At 48.1% G+C, this 20,294-nt stretch carries 17 protein-coding genes; 2 read left to right on the top strand and 15 right to left on the bottom strand.

Features of this window, described 5'->3' with window-relative positions:
* Positions 1–30: 30 nt before the first annotated feature.
* From AC58QT_RS28600 to AC58QT_RS28530, 15 genes are all read right to left on the bottom strand, one after another.
* Positions 31–741 carry a CpaB family protein gene (locus tag AC58QT_RS28600; RefSeq protein ID WP_497411950.1) on the bottom strand — a complete coding sequence of 237 codons (711 nt, stop codon included), beginning with the start codon at positions 739–741 and terminating at the stop codon, positions 31–33.
* A gap of 741 nt (positions 742–1,482) precedes the next feature.
* Positions 1,483–2,457, bottom strand: coding sequence for a PfkB family carbohydrate kinase (locus tag AC58QT_RS28595; RefSeq protein WP_497411949.1), 975 nt, complete (start codon positions 2,455–2,457; stop codon positions 1,483–1,485).
* A 15-nt stretch (positions 2,458–2,472) separates the two neighbouring features.
* On the bottom strand, positions 2,473–3,060 hold the full coding sequence (locus AC58QT_RS28590) for a TetR/AcrR family transcriptional regulator (RefSeq protein WP_497411948.1): 588 nt from the start codon (positions 3,058–3,060) through the stop codon (positions 2,473–2,475).
* A gap of 24 nt (positions 3,061–3,084) precedes the next feature.
* Positions 3,085–4,248, bottom strand: coding sequence for a YhgE/Pip domain-containing protein (locus AC58QT_RS28585; RefSeq protein WP_497411947.1), 1,164 nt, complete (start codon positions 4,246–4,248; stop codon positions 3,085–3,087).
* 158 nt (positions 4,249–4,406) lie between these two features.
* Positions 4,407–5,948, bottom strand: coding sequence for an extracellular solute-binding protein (locus tag AC58QT_RS28580; protein ID WP_497411946.1), 1,542 nt, complete (start codon positions 5,946–5,948; stop codon positions 4,407–4,409).
* A 97-nt stretch (positions 5,949–6,045) separates the two neighbouring features.
* Positions 6,046–6,906, bottom strand: a complete 861-nt coding sequence (locus AC58QT_RS28575) for a carbohydrate ABC transporter permease (protein WP_310499483.1) — start codon at positions 6,904–6,906, stop codon at positions 6,046–6,048.
* Positions 6,900–7,760 (bottom strand): ABC transporter permease, encoded by an 861-nt coding sequence (locus tag AC58QT_RS28570; protein ID WP_497411998.1) that lies wholly within the window; start codon positions 7,758–7,760, stop codon positions 6,900–6,902. The genes AC58QT_RS28575 and AC58QT_RS28570 overlap by 7 nt, the downstream gene beginning before the upstream one ends.
* A gap of 232 nt (positions 7,761–7,992) precedes the next feature.
* On the bottom strand, positions 7,993–9,777 hold the full coding sequence (locus AC58QT_RS28565) for a cache domain-containing sensor histidine kinase (RefSeq protein ID WP_497411945.1): 1,785 nt from the start codon (positions 9,775–9,777) through the stop codon (positions 7,993–7,995).
* Positions 9,778–9,784: 7 nt separating this feature from the next.
* Complete coding sequence (locus AC58QT_RS28560) at positions 9,785–11,350, bottom strand: response regulator transcription factor (RefSeq protein WP_497411944.1); 1,566 nt, start codon at positions 11,348–11,350, stop codon at positions 9,785–9,787.
* A gap of 220 nt (positions 11,351–11,570) precedes the next feature.
* Positions 11,571–13,313 (bottom strand): beta-propeller fold lactonase family protein, encoded by a 1,743-nt coding sequence (locus AC58QT_RS28555; RefSeq protein ID WP_497411943.1) that lies wholly within the window; start codon positions 13,311–13,313, stop codon positions 11,571–11,573.
* Between the two features lie 226 nt (positions 13,314–13,539).
* Positions 13,540–14,991: a serine hydrolase domain-containing protein gene (locus tag AC58QT_RS28550; RefSeq protein WP_497411942.1), complete on the bottom strand. Its 1,452-nt coding sequence runs from the start codon at positions 14,989–14,991 to the stop codon at positions 13,540–13,542.
* A 235-nt stretch (positions 14,992–15,226) separates the two neighbouring features.
* A complete protein-coding gene (locus AC58QT_RS28545) occupies positions 15,227–15,994 on the bottom strand; it encodes an ABC transporter permease (RefSeq protein ID WP_310499489.1) in 768 nt (255 codons plus the stop codon).
* The gene (locus tag AC58QT_RS28540; protein ID WP_497411941.1) at positions 15,995–16,756 is read right to left on the bottom strand and encodes an ABC transporter ATP-binding protein; all 762 of its coding nucleotides are present in this window, start codon (positions 16,754–16,756) and stop codon (positions 15,995–15,997) included.
* A 13-nt stretch (positions 16,757–16,769) separates the two neighbouring features.
* The gene (locus AC58QT_RS28535) at positions 16,770–17,636 is read right to left on the bottom strand and encodes a pentapeptide repeat-containing protein (protein ID WP_497411940.1); all 867 of its coding nucleotides are present in this window, start codon (positions 17,634–17,636) and stop codon (positions 16,770–16,772) included.
* Positions 17,637–17,648: 12 nt separating this feature from the next.
* Positions 17,649–17,978: a PadR family transcriptional regulator gene (locus AC58QT_RS28530; RefSeq protein WP_310499492.1), complete on the bottom strand. Its 330-nt coding sequence runs from the start codon at positions 17,976–17,978 to the stop codon at positions 17,649–17,651.
* Between the two features lie 231 nt (positions 17,979–18,209).
* Here AC58QT_RS28530 and AC58QT_RS28525 point away from each other — a divergent pair, with 231 nt between their 5' ends.
* Entirely contained in the window at positions 18,210–18,368 is a 159-nt protein-coding gene (locus AC58QT_RS28525) for an asparagine synthase (protein WP_310499493.1), read from the top strand.
* Positions 18,369–18,733: 365 nt separating this feature from the next.
* Positions 18,734–20,284 (top strand): stage V sporulation protein B, encoded by a 1,551-nt coding sequence (gene spoVB / locus AC58QT_RS28520; protein ID WP_497411939.1) that lies wholly within the window; start codon positions 18,734–18,736, stop codon positions 20,282–20,284.
* Positions 20,285–20,294: the final 10 nt, after the last annotated feature.

Below are 20,294 nucleotides of genomic sequence, written 5' to 3'. Positions count from 1 at the left end.
TACTGCTGCACACGCACTTCCTCTATCCCCTCAACTACCTGATTCCAGAATCGACGTGGAGCTAAAAGCAATCACAAGCTTCGCCTTTTTCGCTGAACATAATTGGTCAATCTGAAGCCATTCGCTTTCCGTCAAATTCAAATTGATCTGATCGATCGCCCCATTAGCTTCCAGTCTGGAGATATACATCTTCTCCTCATCCCCCTCAACTTTGGATAGCAAATTTGAATTCTTGGGATTGTCTACCTCCACATTGGCAGATGACTTCACTGAAGCAACAGTCACTTCTTTCTCATTGAACAGCCTGCGTGAGCTCCCATCCGTCCCCGATACATACATGCGAACCCGATCTCCCGCCCGTATGCCATTCGAAACCGAAAGCAGATACTCTCTAGGAATTTGAAAAGTAGCCTGTTGCTCATTCGGTAAAAGATGATAACGATTCACCTTCCACTTTAAAATAGGTTCCCGTGTCCCTAGAGGAATCATAGCTTCCTTCCCGACAACATCAGTAAACTTCGTCATCATCTCCGAGGAGTAACCTCCTTTCTGAATCGACTTGAACTCAAGCATATCATCACGAATAAACTGGCCCGCGCGAATAAAATCCTTCGGAACCACAACCTGTACCGTCTGCTGCAGTTCTACCTGGTTCACTTGTAACACATACACACCGTATACGAGCGCCCCGGCTAGCAGTGCAGCAACTACACTAATAAGCAGGCTTCTCCTGTGGTTCAATTAATCACCTCCTTTCTATGTAATCCTTTAAAAACAACAAAAAACGCAAACCTCGGAAAATTCATCTCCCGAAATTTGCGTTCTTCGCAAATCCAACTCTATTCACTTAAGTTCGAAACAATACAATAAAAGTATCACATAAACTTCCAATTTTCAACATCTATTTACAAATTAATAGACTATACAAATGAAAGCGCCCTGTTATAACGTCATTCCGATTACGAAAGTATCCGCTTATTACTAGATGAGCACTCCCTTACACCAGGATTTCTACTTATGTACACTATCCCTTTGGCTCAGGAGTAATCTAGCTTCACGACAGCCAGACAATCTTTAATGGACCATTTTGTAGTGAGGTAATGATTTATTCGCACTTCTATCTATGTACACTATCCCTTTGACTCAGGAGTATCCTTCTTCACAACAGCCAGACAATCTTTAATGGACCATTTTGTAATGAGGTAATGATTTATTCACACTTCTATCTATGTACACTATCCCTTTGACTCAGGTAATTGTAGATATCTCAGAATTTCGGTTCAAGCGGGATGTTCACCAAAACGGGTGCATCTTCAAGTTGTAGATACCTCAGAATTTCGGGTCAAGCGAGATGTTCACTAAACCGGCTACATCTTCAAATTGTAGATACCTCAGAATTTCGGTTCAAGCGGGATGTCCGACTCAACTAGTTACATCTTCATGCTGTAGATACCTCAGAATTCAGCAAAAAAAGAGACCCAGCTACAGCTGGATCCCCTCATTAACTTCTGCGAGTGTTGGCAGCGCAGGAATTGCTCCCCTGCGCGTCGTAGTAATTGCGCCGACGCGATTCGCGAAGGCAAAGATACGTTCAGCAGCTCCGGCTTCAGCCAGCGCATCCACAACCGTAGCTGGCGTAACGCCTATCCGCGCCAGCTGAAAGAGCATGCCGCCGACAAAGCTGTCGCCGGCGCCAGTCGTATCGACAGCTGCCACAGGCACGCCGGCAATCACGACATCCTGCCGCGCGGTAACTACGCGGCAGCCTTGCGCCCCCAAGGTGATAACGATCACCTTGGGCCCGCGCTGCAGCAGCTGCTGCGCACCCGTGGTCGCGTCCACGCCGAGGAGGAATTCAATCTCCTCCTCGCTGACCTTGACCACATCCGCAAGCGGAAGCTGCGCAAGGATTTCAGCCCGAGCCGCATCCGCGCTCGGCCACAGGGCTAACCGAACATTGGGGTCGTACGACACCAATGCACCAAGGTCTCTCGCTCGCCGCGCAGCGTCGAGCGTTGCGGTACGGCAAGGCTCGGCGATCAGTGATACCGAGCCAAAGTGATAGACCGCGGCCTCTTCCAACCACTGCGACTCTACTTCGTCTGCGCGCAGCAGCATGTCCGCCGCGGGGTCGCGGAAAAACAAGAAGTCGCGCTCACCGTCCGCGCGCAGCGACACAAAAGCCAGACCGGTCTTCGCCTCATCGGTCTGCAGCACAGCTGTCTGCACGCCCACGTCCTGGAGCGTGCGTACTAAATAATCGCCGAAGGGATCTCGGCCGATTTTGCCAATAAACCTAGCGTCGCCGCCTAGTTTGGCGACTGCCGCAGCTACATTGGCCGGCGCTCCACCCGCCGCACGACCAAACTTGCCGACGTCGGCCAAAGCTTGGCCATTCTCCTCCGGCACAAAATCAATCAACAGCTCTCCTAAGCAGACGATCGTTGTTTTGCCCATATCCCCAATTCCCCTCTATTTGTTATATCCGAGCGCACGCATAATGAACGCCGTTGTTTGCCCAATCAATGTCTCCATATCCGGCCGTTCTTCCGTAAAAATTGGTTCAAAAAACTCGCGTTGCTTGTAAAAAAACATGGCTCCCAACACAAACATGAGCGTACTATCGAGAGATTCAAACTCATAGACCCCGTCTTGTCTGCCCTTGTCCAATAAATCACGAACCTTTTGCCACAGTGGGAAAAAAATCTCTCTCATTTTATCTACACGCGGGGTAATCGTGATGATCTCCATTTGAATGATGCTAATTAGCTCCGGATCCTCTGTTCGAATCTTTAGAACTTCCCTAATGACCATTTGGATACCGAGGTACGGATCATCAATACCATAGAAATCTCTCAGTTCATTCGAGGGAAAAAATTGTTTAAACACCTCATGGAAAACGCTCTCTTTTCCGCCAAAATAATAGGAAACCAGAGCCACATTGGCCCCGGCCTCCTCACATATTTGACGTACGCTAGTTGCATCATAACCATGTTTTGCAAATAATTTCTTAGCTGCTAACACAATTTTCATTTTCATATCTGACTCTTGATGACCCATGCCTAGCGGCCTCCTAATCAATAGTTACGCATTTGATTGAACTTGACTTGTGGATAGAGCTGGCTTGGCTTTTTTAGCGACCACAACGAGCATATCAATCGCAAATGCTACTGCGGCAATCACAAATAAGAAACCAACTTCGTGGCCTATCCCAGGTCCACCGAATAAGATATTCATCAACCCGTTCACCGCATACGTTGCCGGGAAGAAATTACTGATAGAATGATAGAAATGTGACAAAAGTTCTCTCGGTACAATCGCACCGGATGACACCAACTGCAAGGATAACATAGCAATGTTAAATAGCATACCTGCGTTCCCAAACAATGTCAAAAACATTTGTGCAACCAATGCAAACGTTAATAAGAATAATGACTCAAAGCCCCACAGCTCTGCAAATCCTTTGTCTACTGATCCACCTAATGCAACAACCATAGTTGCACTAATGAGACCAACAACAACCGCAGCAATCACAGTTATACTGATACGTGCGGCCATTTTTTGCGTTTTAGTCAGAGATGCACCAAGTAGATTGCTAGTTACGCTGAAGTTCATTCCCATAATCATCGTACCCACGATTGAGGCAAGAACGAGCATCATCGGTAACATTTGATTCGGCATATCCTTTACTTTATTCGTGCTTTGTATATCGGAACTTACTTTACTCGCCAGACCTTGTGCAATCTGAGTCGCTTGCTCCGCAGCAAGTTGTGGATTCATCTGTGTTAGAACAGCTGATGCACCTGCCGCTACAGCCTCTTTATTCACTGTTGACGTAATGTTCGCGGCCACAGCCTGCATGATCGACTTCGTCATAGACGGGTTAGACTCATTGACTGTATAGCTGATTGGGACTGTCTGTCCTGGTGTTTGTAATTTTTTTGAAAAATCCGGTGAAATATGCATGACCATCTGTACTTCACGATTATTTAGCTTGCTCTGTGCTTCCTCATTAGAAGAGATGACTTCTGTTTTAAAGGGCAGATTACTCTGCAAGCTTTGAACAATTTTGCCACCCATTGCTTGATCCTCATTAACGATTGCGATCTTCAAATTCTTCGTATTATCCGAAACTCCGGAATAGCCGGTCATCCATATAATACTAAACAGCAATTGAAACGTAATCGCTGTAATAATCCCTACCTTCGTTGTCGCAGGCTTCAAAAACATAGCTATCGACTGTCTCATGTTACCACTCCCCATCATTAAACGATCATTTAAAACGTCCGTTTAAATAATAAGTGCGGCACGCTTTTTTGTCAACCCACTAACAGGCAATGCAAAAAAGGACTGCCCCCGTCATATCATGACTTGTGGGACAGCCGCCTTCGCTTACGATCCAAATCTTATTTAATATAACCAAGCTCTTTGATGCGTTTCTCTGCAGCGTCTAAATACGCTTTATAATTCATTGAGCTTTCCAGCGTTTTGATGAAGCTGTCATACTCGCTAAGCGGACGCTTGCCATAAATGAACTTCGATAATTCTTCTTCAATATAACGATTCGCATCCGCTGCGTTGTAACCGTTCGGGAAGTCCACGAAACCGTTCAAGACTTCGATCCGCGGCTGCTTGCTGGCAAATTCAATGAATTTGGACTGTGGTGCAAACTTCACTGTCAAATACTCCATTTCCGGACGACCTGTAAATTGGTAGAGCCAGAAGTAGCCGCCTTCTTTCCCCATCAGGTCTGTCGGCACAACTTTTGTTCCATCCAGATTATAGTGCTTGCCTTTCACACCATATTGGACAAGCGGAGAGCCATCTTTACCAGATACGTAGTTCAAGAGATCCAGCACTTTTTGCAGCTTTTCCGGATTCTTCTCAAGCGATTTCGGAATCGCATACATGCCTGCGCTTGCACCAATGTCATTTCCGCTGACGAATTGACCGCCAACACCTTTCATTGCTTCTACCTGTATCCAGTTCGCATTCGGATTTACAGCTTTGATCTGTTCAACGAACTGATCCTTGGTGACATTCGGCCAGTCTAGGTACACAATACCAGCCTGTCCTTTAATCGCCTTTTGCTGATGCTGTGTTCCAGTATTCGCCATGAGCTCAGGATCAACCTCACCCGATGCCACCATTTTTTGAATGAATCCGAGTGCATCCTTCATATTAGGGTCATAGAGGGAGTTCACCATCTTATTATCTTTTACATATAAGCTCGGCGCACCCGAATAGGCGATACCATAAGTGCCAAAGACCGGCTCAAACGCGCCAAATTTGCTACCCGTCAGACCGAACGTATCCTTCTTCCCGTTGCCGTCTGGATCCTGCTCAGTGAAAGCTTTTGCAACATTAAAAAGCTCTTCTGCTGTCGTCGGCACTTTCAAATTGAGCTTATCCAACCAATCCTTACGAATCCAATACGTGTTGTAAGGAACCGTAGGTGACTTGGCAATGGCAAACGTCTTGCCGTTTAGAGCGCCTTTCTTCAAAGAAGCATCACCGATAAAATCCTTCGTAGGCTTCAGCTTATCCATGTAAGGTGTAAGGTCAAGCAGCAAGCCTTGTTCCGAGAATTGTTTCAGCTGTTGGCGATCCACCGCAAACAAATCAGGGAAGTTCGCTGATGCCATCCGTACGTTGAGTTGATTTTTATAGTCGTCACCGGAAGCGTATACGGTCAAATTAATTTCCGTATTCAGCGCTTTATCCAGCTCCTGCTTAATGATGTCCTGATCAGGTGTAGGCAGTCCGCTTCCTGTTTCGATAATGTCGATTTTAACAGGCTTGCCGCTCGATGTAGCTGCTGCTTTGGTGCTTTCCGCCGGTTTATTCGTCTCTGTTGTGCCCGTCGTGGATGATCCGCAACCGGCAAGCAGAGTGCCTCCTGCAAATGTCATAGCGAGTAGAGCTGGAACGAACAATTTCTTTTTCATCTAAACCCCTTCTTTCTCTTGAATGAAAGATATGTTTGGCTATATGTTGCCGTCACCGAATGCGCAGGCTGCAGTCCCGAGCATCTAGGGAACGGGATCAACCTTTGACAGCGCCCATCAGCATGCCTTTGGCAAAATGCTTTTGGATGAACGGATACACCAGAATAATCGGCAAGCTGGCTGAAACAACGGCCGCCATTTGCATGGTTTCGGTCGGCAGCATATTTTCCGCATTCTCAAGCGGCTGCTGCGTCAGCATCAAAATTTCACGAATGATGACCTGGAGCGGAAATAAGCTGCGGTCCGTCACGTACATAATGGCTTGGAAAAACTCATTCCAATGGCCAACCATATAGAAAAGTCCAATTGTCATCATGGAAGGGACAGAAAGCGGCAGAACAATTTGCCACAGAATGCGGAATTCCTTCGCGCCATCCATTCTTGCCGATTCAAACAGTTCTTCGGGCAGATTTTCGAAAAAGCTTTTCATAATCAGAACGTTAAAGCTCCAAATGGCATTCGGTAAAATCATCGACCACACGGAGTCAAGCAAACCTAACGATTTCACGATCAGATACGTCGGAATAATACCGCCGCTAAATAACATCGTGAACACAACCAAGAGCAAGAACATGCTTCTTCCCGGCAGATTGCGGCGGCTGAGCGGATACGCCATAAGCAGCGTCAGCACCAGATTGACCGCAGTTCCGACGACGGTAATGAATATGGTTACCCAGAACGCCCGAGGAATCGCCGTTTCCGTCAGAAGCTTATGATAAGCTGAGAAAGTGATGGACTTCGGAATCAGGATAAAACCGCCGTTTTTCAGTACTTCAGAGAACGGGGTGATAGAGACGGACACGACATACATGAGCGGGAAAATGGCTGCCAAGCCTGCAAGACTCAATATAATGACAACGACAGCGTTTACAATTCGATCCTCCCAGCCTCTTACCATATGCCCTCACCCCACTTCTTGGACAACTGATTGGAGCCTACAACCAGAACCAAACCAATCAATGATTTGAACAAACCGACGGCAGCGCCAAGCGAAAAATTCAACTGCTGAAGACCTGTCCGGAACACCCAAGTATCCAGAATATCAGCAACGGCGTAAACTTGAATGTTGTATAAAATGTAGATTTGATCAAAGCCTGCATCCATAATATGTCCCAGCTTCAGAATCAGGAGCAGCACGATCACATTGCGAATGCCCGGCAAAGTAATGTGCCATACCATCCGTAGACGACTCGCACCATCGACTCTTGCGGCTTCATACAAGGTTGGATCAATCGCAGCCATCGCAGCTAAGTAGATAATAGCGCCCCAGCCGAGATCTTTCCAAATTTCCGAACCAACCAGAATCGCCCGGAAGTAATCTGTCGAGGTCATGAAGCCGATCGCCTTACCCCCAGCGCCTTCGATCCAGTTGTTGACGAGACCCGAGCTTTGCGAGAACAGCGCGATGAGCACCCCGTAGATGATGACCCAAGACAAGAAATGCGGCATGTAGGTCAAGGTCTGTACGGTTGTCTTAAACCACCTCAGCCGGCATTCATTGAGCAACAGTGCCATAATGATCGGCGGTATCGTGCCGAAAACCAGCTTATAGACGCTGATAATCATCGTGTTGCCCATTAATTGCCCGAAGTACGGGGAATTGAAAAAGATTTCAAAATGCTTGTACCAAGGATCGGCCCAGCCGCTCTTCCAGATACCATCCAGCATCTGATAATCCTTGAATGCGATAATAATGCCGTACATTGGGACGTAGCGGAAGATAATGAAATAAACAATGCCCGGCAGCAGCATAAGGTAAAAAGCTCGGAACGCCCATATCTGCTTCGCTGACAATTTTGCCCTCGTTTCTCTTATCTTGCTTCCGGCCTTCGTCTCTCGATGTGCAACCATCTGTTGGTCCATGAGGCCACCTTCTTTCCGTTAAATCGCTTGCTCCTAAGTGTTGATCTCAGTATAGCAAGCGCTTTCTTCGGAAAATATACAGTGATCCTGCGAAAATGTACGAATTCTTGCAAACGCTTTATTATTGATTTTCTGTATATAGATCTGCCGGAAGCTCCATTCGGATGAGGGTTCCGACCTCCGGTACACTGAATATAGAGAGCCCATAAGTCGGTCCAAAATTAAGCCCAATCCGCTCATGCACGTTCATGACGCCGATGCCGGTAAATCTATGTTTACTCGGAGCTTTCGTTCGCCCAGCGAATAAGCTCTGGAGCTGGTCGGCGCTCATGCCTAGTCCATCATCCCGAATCGTAATGATGAGTTTTTCCCTTACGCATTTTGCCCGAATCCAAATACTCCCCGTCCGTTTGAGCGGCACCAAGCCGTGAAAAATCGCATTCTCCACCAGTGGCTGCAGCGTCAGCTTCAAGATCCGCAGTTTACGTGTTTCCGGCGCCGCGTCGATTGACATTGTAAATTTGTCCCCGTATCGAATCTTCTGAATATACGCATACATGCGCAGCCCCTCCAACTCGTCCTCCAAAGTAACAAATTCGGAGCTTTTATCAAAGCTCAAGGACAGCAGACCGACCAAAGCCTTAATTGTCTCTCGCACTTCATGAATTTTATGCTGTTTGGCTAAGCTCGAAATACAGGCAAGTGTATTGTATAAAAAATGGGGAGCAATCTGGCTCTGAAGCATTTTCAGCTCGAATTGTTTTTTCCGCCGTTCTGCCTCCCTCGTCTCCAGCAGCAGGTAATGGATCCGCTCCATCATGGCATTGTAGCTTCGCGTCAAGCGGCCAATTTCATCGTTGCCCGCCACATGGATGGTATGCTGAACGTCGACGTCACGTACCCGGTCCATTTTGGCCACTAAGGTGCGCACCGGCAGCGTAATGTATCTCGAAATCATGTAGGTACTGAGCAAAATAATAACAATCCAGAACAGACCGGCCGTACTGAAGTTGCGGTATAGGCTTTGAATGTTGTGGTAGAAATAACTGTTTTCATAAAAAGCAATAAAATACCATCCCAGCTTGTTCATGCCTGACTTGACCGCCACCAGTCCTCCTTGCGGACCCTGTAGTTCAGAGGCACCTACCGGCAAATCCGCGATCTGCGTCACGAAATCTGCGCCAAGCTCCGGTGGAAACACCGACGTGTTATAGGGCAGCAGCCGGTAAGAGCTGAGCGGAAGCGTCGTATCGAAGGAGTGAACCACATTGTTTTTATTGGTGATGATGGCAAACGTTTGATTCTTCGTATTCATAAATTGTGCAAGCATATTCGTCAGCTGTACAAGGTCAATTTCGACAACGGCAATCCCTCGAAAAGCCTTCGACTGCGCCGCTTGAATCGGCAGAACGAACGCAACCGTTTTGCCTGACATTGGGGATTGATAAGGCTCTGTAATAAACATACCGTAGGTCTGTTTGGCTTTGGTAAGCAGTGACTGCATGTAGGGATTGCCGATGATATCAAACGTCGTCTGCGAATTCGTAATGACGTTGCCGTCTTCCCGCACTAAGTACAGGTTTTTATACAGCGTGCTGTTCTTGTTGGCATAGTTGCGGAGCACCTCTGAGGCCTCCTTCTCTTTGCCGTCGTCAAACAAGTCATCCCGCGTCGAGATTAGGAGGAGAATGTTCTGCACGTTGTCCAGATAGGCATTCATATAGAGATTCGTCCGGTCAATAATGACCTGCGCATCCGTCACAACCTGCATGCGAAACAAATGTTCAGCTTCCCGCAGGTTGCTCCAAGCCAAACCACCTAACAAGGCGACCGTTGCGATGGATAAGAATAGAAAGTGCTTCGCCAGCATCGTCCAACTGCTGAACCACGATAGAATTGCTTTCATGCGGTCATCATCCCTTTTTGTATTCTGTCGGCGCTACACCGGTCCAGTTGCGGAACAACTGGGAAAAGTAACGATAGCTCGGGATACCTACCTGCTCGGCGACTTCATATACCTTCATCTGCGTCGTCTGCAGCAGCTGGACGGCTTTTTCCATGCGCAGCCGGGTGACATAGTCGTTAAAGGATTCCCCTGTTACTTCTTTAAATAGCCGGCTCAAATAGTAGGAGCTGAGCCCAACCTCTTCCGAGACGGAAGTCAGCGTTATAGGTTCGCCGAGTTTTTCCATGATGATCTTGCGGGCGAGCTGGACTTCTTTACGTACTTTCCGTGTATCGCCTTCCCCGTACGCGAGCTCTCTTGTGCAGAGGCTAATGAGTTCCGTCAGTGTCCCGGCGGCTAGGAGCTGCGCGGTCATAGCTTCCTGCTCGCTGTGCCGCAGATGTGAATGTGCCGCTATCGCTTCCTCGCGCACGCGGATGCAGTAAGCGATCAGCTTGGCCGGGTTGAAGCGATTCTGAAGCGCCCACGGGCCGAAGTCTTCCTGATAAAAACGCTGCAGCTCCGTTTTGTCCTTCGCTGCTTGCAGCCAGCGCTGCCGGATCAGCGGCGCATCTTGGTGCGCGTCCGGCTCGGTCTCACCCTGCGCGGCGTCGCGCGCAGCGGTTGTCGTCAGCGGCCGGCCGTAAAACAGCAGCGCCGGCGTCACCGCGATCGAGCGCAGCGAAGAGAGCAGATCTTGGGGCTGTCGGACGGCTTCGCCGGTGACAGCCAGGAGCTGAAAGGCGCCGCTCATGTACGGCAGCGCCCCTTCTAGCGCAGCATGCAGCTCGGCTAGCAGCTGATCCATGCGGAGCATCGCGTCCGCTTCGCTTGCGGCTTGGCGAAACACGAGCAGCACCTCGCGGTCGCCGATCAGGCACCATTGGAACGCGCTTGTGTGGTAGTGGTTCGGCGCGTGCTCCCACTGCTTTAATATTTGCTCTAGCTCGGTCATGAGGTGGAAGCGGTTGGTTTCTTGCACATCGATGGCTAGACGGTTCAAGTAGAGCGGCGCCTCCGTTTGCCAAGCCTCCCAAATCGTCTGCAGCTCTAAGGCTGAGACGCTGCCTTCTTTCGTAAGCGTATTAACGAGCTTCGCCAGTTGTCTTCGTTGTTGATCTTGACCGTAGTGGCGAAGATCCAATTGCCGACTCATGGCTGCTCGGGTTTTATCAATCAAAGCCTGCATATCTTCTTCATCGAACGACAGCTTCGTGAAGTAGTCTAAAGCGCCGAGCTTCACTGCCTCCTGCGCATAATGAAAATCGCTATGGCAGGTGAGAAGCACAACCTGGGTCTGCGGCCATTTGTTCCGCAAAGTGCGGAACAACTCCATCCCATTCATAATGGGCATCGTAATGTCTGTGATGACCAGATCAGGCTGCAGCTCCTCGCAGAGCGCCACTGCCTCTGCTCCGTTCTCTGCTTCCCCTACGAGCCGCGCCCCCAAGGTCGACCACGGCAGGGAGCGAAGTTCCTGTCGTAACGGCAGCTCATCATCAACGATTAGCACGCTTATCGGTTTTTCTGACATCAAACTCCCACCTTTCGCTTTGAAATCGCTTTCGTTATTTCCCATCATACCAATTTTTAAAACCTTTGTTTATACAGGGATGTTGCTAAATTGTGTAAAAATCGATGAGGTTCAGAAACAATGCAAAAGAGAGCTGTTACCGACTATGGTAAACAGCTCCCTTTCTATTCTGAAAGATCGTCTTGACGATAGAATATCTGATGATTCATGTTGTTAATCTTTAGGGATTCACTGCGACACCAAATGGGGATAATCCAACCCCGATATTAAGTAGAAGCGTATTAGTAATTCCATTAATAACTGAGACGGTGTTGTTGCCACCGTTTGCCACGTAAATTGCATTTGTTAAAGGATTGACAGCAACACCAGCTGGAAAGTTCGCTACTGTAGTAGAAGTTACTACAGTAACCCCCTCTATAACTGTAATATTGTTTCCTCCCCTGTTCGTGACATAAATAGCATTCGTATTAGGATTAGTGTCCACAGTTTCTGGAATCGTTCCTACTACAGGAACAGCTACAATAGAAAAGTTAATTCCATTTACTACAGATACAGTGCCGTTAGCAGAGTTTGCCACGTATATCGCATTCGTATTACGATTGACTGCAACACCTCTAGGCGTAAAAAATCCTGATGTTGTACTTATCACAGTTTCCGTAACACTATCAATAATGGTAAGCGTGTTACCATTTTGATTCGCCACGTAAATATGATTTGTAATAGGATTAATAGCGATTCCGATTGGATTATCTCCTACTGCGATCAAATTTACAACCAAATTTGTATTTCCGTTAATCACATATACAACGTTGGCCCCTGCTGCTACTACATAGATACGGTTCGTATTCGTATTTACCGCGAGATAAATAGGCAATGTTCCGACATTAATCGTAGCTATGACCGTATTGGTAACTCCATCTATTACCGACACAGTGGAACTGATCGTGTTCGCTACGTAAATTCGGTTCGTGATAGAATTCACAGCGACACCAGCCGGCTGAGTTCCAACTGGAATACTTGTAATAACGCTATTTGTAAAACCATTGATTACGGAGACCGTGTTGCTGTTTGCGTTTGATACGTAAATACGGTTAATAGAAGTAGGAGTGCTATTCGCTGAAGCTCCTGTTGCACCTGTCGATCCTGTTGCTCCTGTACTGCCCGTTACCCCTGTAGCACCCGTTGCGCCTGCTAATCCCGCTGTTCCTGTTGCACCTGTCGATCCTGTTGCTCCTGTACTGCCCGTTACCCCTGTAGCACCTGTTGCTCCTGCCAATCCCGTTGTTCCCGTTCCACCTGTCGGTCCTGTTGCTCCTGTACTACCAGTTCCACCCGTAGCGCCAGTAGCACCTGGCAATCCTGCTGTACCCATTTCACCTGTCGGTCCTGTTGCTCCTGTACTACCAGTTCCACCCGTAGCGCCAGTAGCACCTGGCAATCCTGCTGTACCCATTTCACCTGTCGGTCCTGTTGCTCCTGTACTGCCCGTTACCCCCGTAGCGCCAGTCGCGCCTGCCAATCCTGCCGTACCTGTTTCACCTGTTGGTCCTGTTGCTCCTGCACTGCCCGTTACCCCCGTAGCGCCAGTCGCGCCAGTTGCGCCTACCAATCCTGCTGTTCCTGTTGCTCCAGTTGCTCCAGTTGCACCCGTTGCTCCTGTCGTACCAGTAGGCCCTGTTGCCCCAATGGCCCCAGTGGATCCTTTTGCTCCTGTCGTACCTGTTGCTCCAGTTGCACCCGTTGCTCCTGTCGTACCAGTAGGTCCTGTTGCCCCAATGGCCCCAGTGGATCCTTTTGCTCCTGTCGTACCTGTTGCTCCGGTTGCACCTGTTGCTCCTGTGGTACCAGTCGGTCCTGTTGCCCCAATGGCCCCAGTAGATCCTTTTGCTCCTGTCGTACCTGTTGCTCCAGTTGCACCCGTTGCTCCTGTGGTACCTGTCGGTCCTGTTGCGCCATTACTCATAATTTGCACCCCCTAGTTAATAATGCTTCAGCTCATCGTATTTCTAGCATCTCTTCATTATATGATTGCGAGATAGGAATGCATGGACGAATCAAATAGACGTACGAATCTACACAATACCCTAAGTCTAGTTATATATTTTCACTGTTCAGACGAGTGAACGAATAACCCACCTTATCTCACAAGGTGGGTTAATTTTTTTCATATGTATTTATTCACTTAGCCGCTACCTCAAGTACCCGTTAAGATGCCCATCATGTTCGTTCATGTGAACGCCAGCGGGAACAATCTGAACGCTTAAGCTGTCTTGTTCGAGGAACCGGCAAGTAAAAGTAAACATTTGAAGTGGATGGACAATGTGAACAGTCACAACCAATGTTCGTTCATCCGTCCATACTGCAGCACCATAAGAGGTCGAATCTGTATGCATGATAGGGTCCACTCCTGGCGTCCAATCTCCTAAGCCGAACCGCAAATCTACACGTTTGCCCTCTTTGTAGAAGTAAAGTCCCGGCTCCTCTCCCTCCAACTCGAACTCACATGCTTCATAATCGTACTGATTAGGCTCCAGAATCCATCGCCTTCCCGATATATTCCCGAGAAGCGGTGAACTCACTTTCCCTTCCGGCATGAATAATTTCAATGTAGTAAGACGCTGTTGCAGTGCATTTTCCGCTGGCAAATTGAGTGCAAGACTTGCACCATCGTTCTCTATGAGCGAGGCATAAATAGTAGACCAAAAGCATTCAAAAATAAGCGCTTGCCCATCCTTGTACTCGAGTGTATTAGCAGTAGTAACAAGCACGACCTCTTGATCTGGCAGCACGATGACAAGTTGACCGCCCATACCAAACGCACAATAGCCGTTGTTACGGATCCGCCAGAATTTATAGCCATAGCCCAGCTTACCGTCCAGCATGAAACGAGTGCCGTAGGTGCCGATTCGATTGCCTGTACTGCGTTCTACCCACCCTTCAGGAAGTATGCGGACATTATTCCACACCCCATCCTGAAGGTAAAGCTGGCCAAACCGTGCTAATGCATCCGTTGTGCAGTGCAGGCCGCTGCCGCCTTTGTTAATCCCAGATGGGCAGTTTTCCCACCATAGTTCCACCATTCCGAGCGGATCAAACAACCGGGGGCGAAGATAGGCCAGGACGGAAGTTCCTGTTACCTTGTGCACAATTGCAGCTAACGTATGAGTCCCCGTCGTGTCATAAGCAAAGCTTGTACCCGGCATTTTGGAAGGAGGCGTATTTAGAAAGACTTGGACCCAGTCCTCTGCTTGCTGCTTGTGTGTAGATTTGGGGTGTACCGTAGCCATAAGCAGCAAGTGTTCTATAGTCATCATCGCTGTGTAGGGATGAACCTCATCTTCAAGTTTTTCCGGAAAGAAATCCACAACTCGGTCAGTCAGTTTCAAAAGCCCCTCGCCTATAGCAATGCCTATAGCGGCGGAGGTTACACTTTTGCTTACCGAAAAAATAGGGTGTAAGTGATCTGCTTGGAAGGGACTATAATAACCATCAGCAACAAGTCGTCCGCTCCGAAGAAGCATGAAACTATGCAGAGGGATTCCTAATTCCTCCACCTTTTCCACAAAGGCCAATACGGCATCTGATGCAATCCCAGCCTTTTCAGGTGATATTCGTTCAAACTGAATTTGGGCTTTCTCCATATTTGTCCACTCCTCTGTTAGTGTGATTCCATTGTATCCCCTTTCTATCCAAATGTCTTTGCCGTGCTATGTGTTAAAATGTTGTTGTGTTGTGATTCAAAAATAAGATAAATATACCGAAACCCCTTCCGACTTACATCGGCTTTGGCATCGGTATGAGTAGTCATACTTATTTATTTGCATACTTTAGCTACAGTCCTCACAGATGTTAAATTCGGATAACGTTAATCGCGGTTCACACCCGATTTTTATAAACCCTCATAGCGAAGAAATAAGCCACAATCATGATTCCAACGCACCATGCAAGCGCAATCCATATACCATTGCCCACTGGCTGACCCGACAGCAGCGCACGAATCGCATTCACGATCGAAGTCACTGGCTGGTTTTCTGCAAAAGCGCGAACAACACGCGGCATTGATTCTGTTGGCACAAAAGCTGAGGAGATAAATGGCAGGAAGATAAGCGGATAGGAGAAGGCACTTGCTCCATCGATTGTTTTGGCCGTCAGTCCCGGAATGACCGCTACCCACGTTAATGCTAGCGTAAACAACGCTAGAATACCAGCAACTGCAAGCCATGGCAGTATCCCTACGGTCGAACGAAAACCCATAAGTAAGGCAACAAGAATGATGATGACAACCGACATTGCGTTGGATACCAGTGAGGTCATCACATGCCCCCAAAGCAGTGTGGAACGTGAAATCGGCATAGAGTGAAAACGTTCGAATATACCCTTTTGTACATCTGTAAACAAGCGAAAAGCTGTGTAAGATATGCCGCTAGCAATAGCGATTATGAGGATACCTGGCAGCAAGTAATTCACATAATTATCCGTTCCCGTTTGGATGGCACCGCCTAACACATAGACGAATAGCAGCATCATCGCGATCGGCATGATGGTAACAGTGATAATGGTGTCAACACTGCGGAAAATATGGCGCATCGACCGTCCTAGCATAACGCTCAGGTCACTGAAAAAGTGGTTTTTTGTCGTTTCCATTTATATGGCCTCCTTTTTGCCTACGATTGCGAGGAATATTTCTTCCAATGTTGGCTGTTTTTCAACATACTCCACCTTCGTAGATGGGAACATCTTTTTCAGATCTGACAGTGTGCCATTGGCGATAATTTTACCCTCATGCAAAATGGCAATTCGATCAGCAAGCTGCTCGGCTTCCTCCAGATACTGCGTGGTCAGAAGTACTGTAGTCCCTCCGTTAGCAAGTTCCTTAACGATCTTCCAAACTTCGATACGTGCCTCGGGATCAAGGCCCGTGGTCGGCTCGTCAAGGAAGATAATTTTCGGTTTTCCCACGAGACTCAAGGCGATGTCAAGCCTGCGACGCATACCGCCTGAGTACGTAGAGACTCTGCGGTCTGCAGCGTCTGTTAGACCGAAGCTTTTAAGCAAATCGTCTGCGACCTGATGCGGATTTTTCAGATAGCGAAGCTTAGCAATCAAGACGAGATTTTCCCGTCCGGTCAAAATTTCATCCACCGCGGCAAACTGTCCCGTCAAGGAGATCGACTGGCGCACATGCTCTGGTTTGGTCGCAACGTCGAATCCGTTGATGGAGGCGGTTCCGCTGTCTTGTTTCAGCAGTGTGCTGAGAATTCTCACGACCGTCGTCTTACCAGCCCCGTTGGAGCCAAGGAGGGCGAAAATACTGCCTGTTTCAACCTCGAAATCAACACCCTTTAAAACTTGAAGCTGCTTATAGGATTTGTGCAACCCTGTCACTTTAATTGAAGTGTTTCGCATAAATTTCCCCTCCTTATCGAATAGTAACTTTAGACAAATCTGCCCCCATGCCTTTAAGCGATGCATAAGTCAACTTATCCATGACCGCACCGTCAAAGCAAATGGTTTTGAATGCACGATAATACTTATTGGTCAACGAGAAGAACGCTTGAAAAGATACATTCTTAAGGATTGCGCCTTTAAAAGAAACGTCGTTTACTGCCGATTTATCAAACTTAACGCCGATAAAGGTTTGCCCGTCAAAACATTGCCCACTCAGGTCGGAATATTCAAAGTCCACGCCGTCAAAGATACAATCTTCAAAGGTTGTTTTTTTAAGATCCATCTTGCTGATTGTGACGTCGGTTAATTTCACACCTGTGAATTTGGCTCCTTCCATTCCGGAAACGCTGAAATTCGTGCGCACAAGGATTGACTCATTGAAGCTAACATTCGTAAGGTCAGTTGCCGTTAGGACACAGTCCGTCAGATTCGAGCCGTCAAAATTGGCATCACGTAAATCACTGGATTTAAACGAACTGCCGGTCAAGTCAGCACCTTTAAAGTCGGCACCGCGCAGCGCGCTCGCATTAAATTGACCTTTATGAGCCCTAACTCCTGCAAAGTCGCCCATTGCAAGGTCGCTTGCGCTAAAGTTTGTCACTAGTTGCCGTTCCAGTGAGCGAGAAAGGTTCGCGACTTCAAGGATCGTTTGTTCGATGTCACCGATGCTCTCAATGGTCATGGCAAACGCAGTATCATCGTCTTTGCCCTCGGCTTTGAGTTCACGATATCGCTCCTGCAAATCTGAGTGCAGGTCGGTCTTTAATTCCGTAACACTTTTTACCCCATCGTACGGTGTGAAAACACCGTTTAAATAATTCGTTAACTTCTTATTCATAATCCCATCTCCTTATAATAAGTTTTCTAGTACACGTTTCGAATATTCCCAATTGTTCTTGTTGCGAACGTAAGCATTTCTGCCCTTTTCAGTTATCCTAAAATACTTGCGTCTTCCTCCCTGCGTCTCATCGCCCCAGTACCACTCGATATCGCCGTCTGTCTCAAGCCGCCGAACACTGGAGTACATCGTAGCTTCCTTTAATTCATACTCGCCGCCCGAGCGCTCGGCAATCAGCTTAACTATCTCGTATCCGTAGCGATCCGCTTCAGACAAAAGCCGTAGAATCATTGTATCCGTATGTCCGCGAAGCAGGTCGGATGTGATTTTGTTCTCGCTCATATCGTCACCTCCATATCCACATAATACGGTATACTACTATGACTGTCAAGGTACTTTGTTAAATTAAATACCATATTTGAAAATATCCGCATTTTCACTGGGAATTCAGCGTGTATGGCGGGGAAAATCCAGCAACAATCTCATTCTCCATAAAGCTCTCGCTGAATAAGCCTATTATTTTGAAGCAAACTAAAGGGTGTCTTGCCAAACAAACCTGAAGGAGTGGTATTCATGCGTGAAGGATTGATTCCGGCTGTTCTGGGGACTGTCGTTTCTGCATCTGGCGCTTCAATGCTGAAAAGCAAGTACAAGCTTCTTGGTGTCGGTGTCCTTGGTTTCGGAGTTGCTCATGTGATTCTTGGAGCGATTGATCTCGTGGAACATCGTTAAGTTTGGCGGCATCTGGGCGCTTCGTACCCCGTCCAGAAAAAGAGGCCGTATCAAAGTCAATTTAGACTTTGATACAGCCTCTTTTCGTTAATGATTAGGAATAATGAACCTTCTTCCCGTGCTTCTCAATCCTGGTGTACACCACAATCTACCCGCATCGTTGTTCTCTTCAGCATTGACGAAACTCTCGCGTGAGACGTCCCAAATCGCACGCTCAGTAGCACTATCGCACCATTCCTCCTCTGAGTAAAACAGCCCTCAACTTGGTGACAACGTGATTCCAATGACATCAAGATCGGCTTGTTCGCATGCTTTTCCAATTATTGAATACATTTAAGTATTCGATAAACAGGAGGGCAACAATCATGTCACAACATGGGCAATCGTTCATGAGAGGTACGCTGGTCTTGTCTGTCGCTGCTTTCATCAACCGTATTCTCGGTTTTATCAGCGGCATGTATATCGCTCGCGTACTGGGCGCAGAGGGGATTGGCATCTTGATGATGGCTCATCCGCTCGTCCCGCTCGTCATTACGATTACGGAGCTTGGATTACCCGTCGCCATTTCAAAGCTGGTCGCAGAAGCCAACGCTCGCGGTGAACGGACCAAAGTGAGACGCATCCTGCATGTCTCTCTCGCGGTCACTGGCTTCTTGAGTGTAACGCTCACGACCTTATCGTTATTTGGATCGGAGTGGATCGCATCCATTCTGCTTAGCGATCAACGCGCATATTACGCGATGCTCGCGATCACACCGATCGCGCCAATCGTCGCTGTCTCCGCTGTATTAAAGGGATATTTCCGCGGCATGCAGCAGATGAAGACCATTGCCGCTTCCGATGTGCTGGAGCATACCGTGCAAATCGCATGTGTACTTGCGCTGGTTCACCTCTTGCTGCCTTATGGCGTCGCTTATGCGGCTGCTGGCGCAATGGCTGCCTCTGTTGTCAGCGAAGCGATTAGCCTCCTCTTCCTGATGGCTAGCTACAAGCTTCATGGTGAATCGAAGAGGCCCGGAGAGACATGGGCAAGCAATCTGAAGAAAGGAAAGGGGACACTTGGCGAGCTGCTACAAATTGGACTCCCGACGACAGGGCACGGAGTCATCCATTCGTTGTACAGCACCTTCCAACCACTTCTCATTACAACCAGCCTCGCGCTGGCTGGCGTCGGCACGGCGTTAGCCACGAAACAATTCGGTATGCTAGCCGGTTATGCGTTCCCGCTGCTGTTCATGCCAAGCTTTATTACGCAATCCTTGTCCACCGCACTCATTCCTGCGATTGGCGAGGCAGCGGCGAACAAGAACAGTCTGCTCATCCATGAGCGGATGAATCAAGCGTTGACCTTGGGACTACTGATCGGCGCACCCGCGACCGTTATCTTGTACGAGTGGGCAACACCGCTAACGACACTTGTCTATCACTCACCGGAAGCAGGCTTGCTGCTCAAAATTCTAGCGCCGATGTTCTTCCTGCATTATTTCGATGCCCCACTTCATGCGATACTACTGGGGCTTGGCCGCGCGAAAGCGACGCTGTGGAATTACATCATTGCCACCTTAGTTAAAGGTGTCTCCATCTTTGTGTTCGGCAGCCAATATGGCATTATTGGTGTAGCGTACGGTATTGGTATCGGCATTGTGGTTCAAACATTGCTAAATTTCTTTTCCATCTCAAGCTCGATCGGATTTTATTGGAGTATTCGACCTTATGTCAAGGTTGCGATTTGTATGATGCTGATGCTGATTTGCGGTCACTGGGCCTATACTTATGTTGTCAACCTAGGATTTCCGCCGGCATGGTGTGTAGTCACTTCCATCGTCTTTTCCTTGTTCCTCTATTTCACTGCTCTCGTATTCACCGGTGCGTTGAACCGGAAAAGTACACGCCACCGCTTCTCGTTCCCCTGGTAATTCCCTACTA

Source organism: Paenibacillus sp. J31R109, from assembly GCF_059692055.1.
Note: the sequence above shows the minus strand (reverse complement) of the source record. Positions and strands in the feature narration are given on the sequence as shown.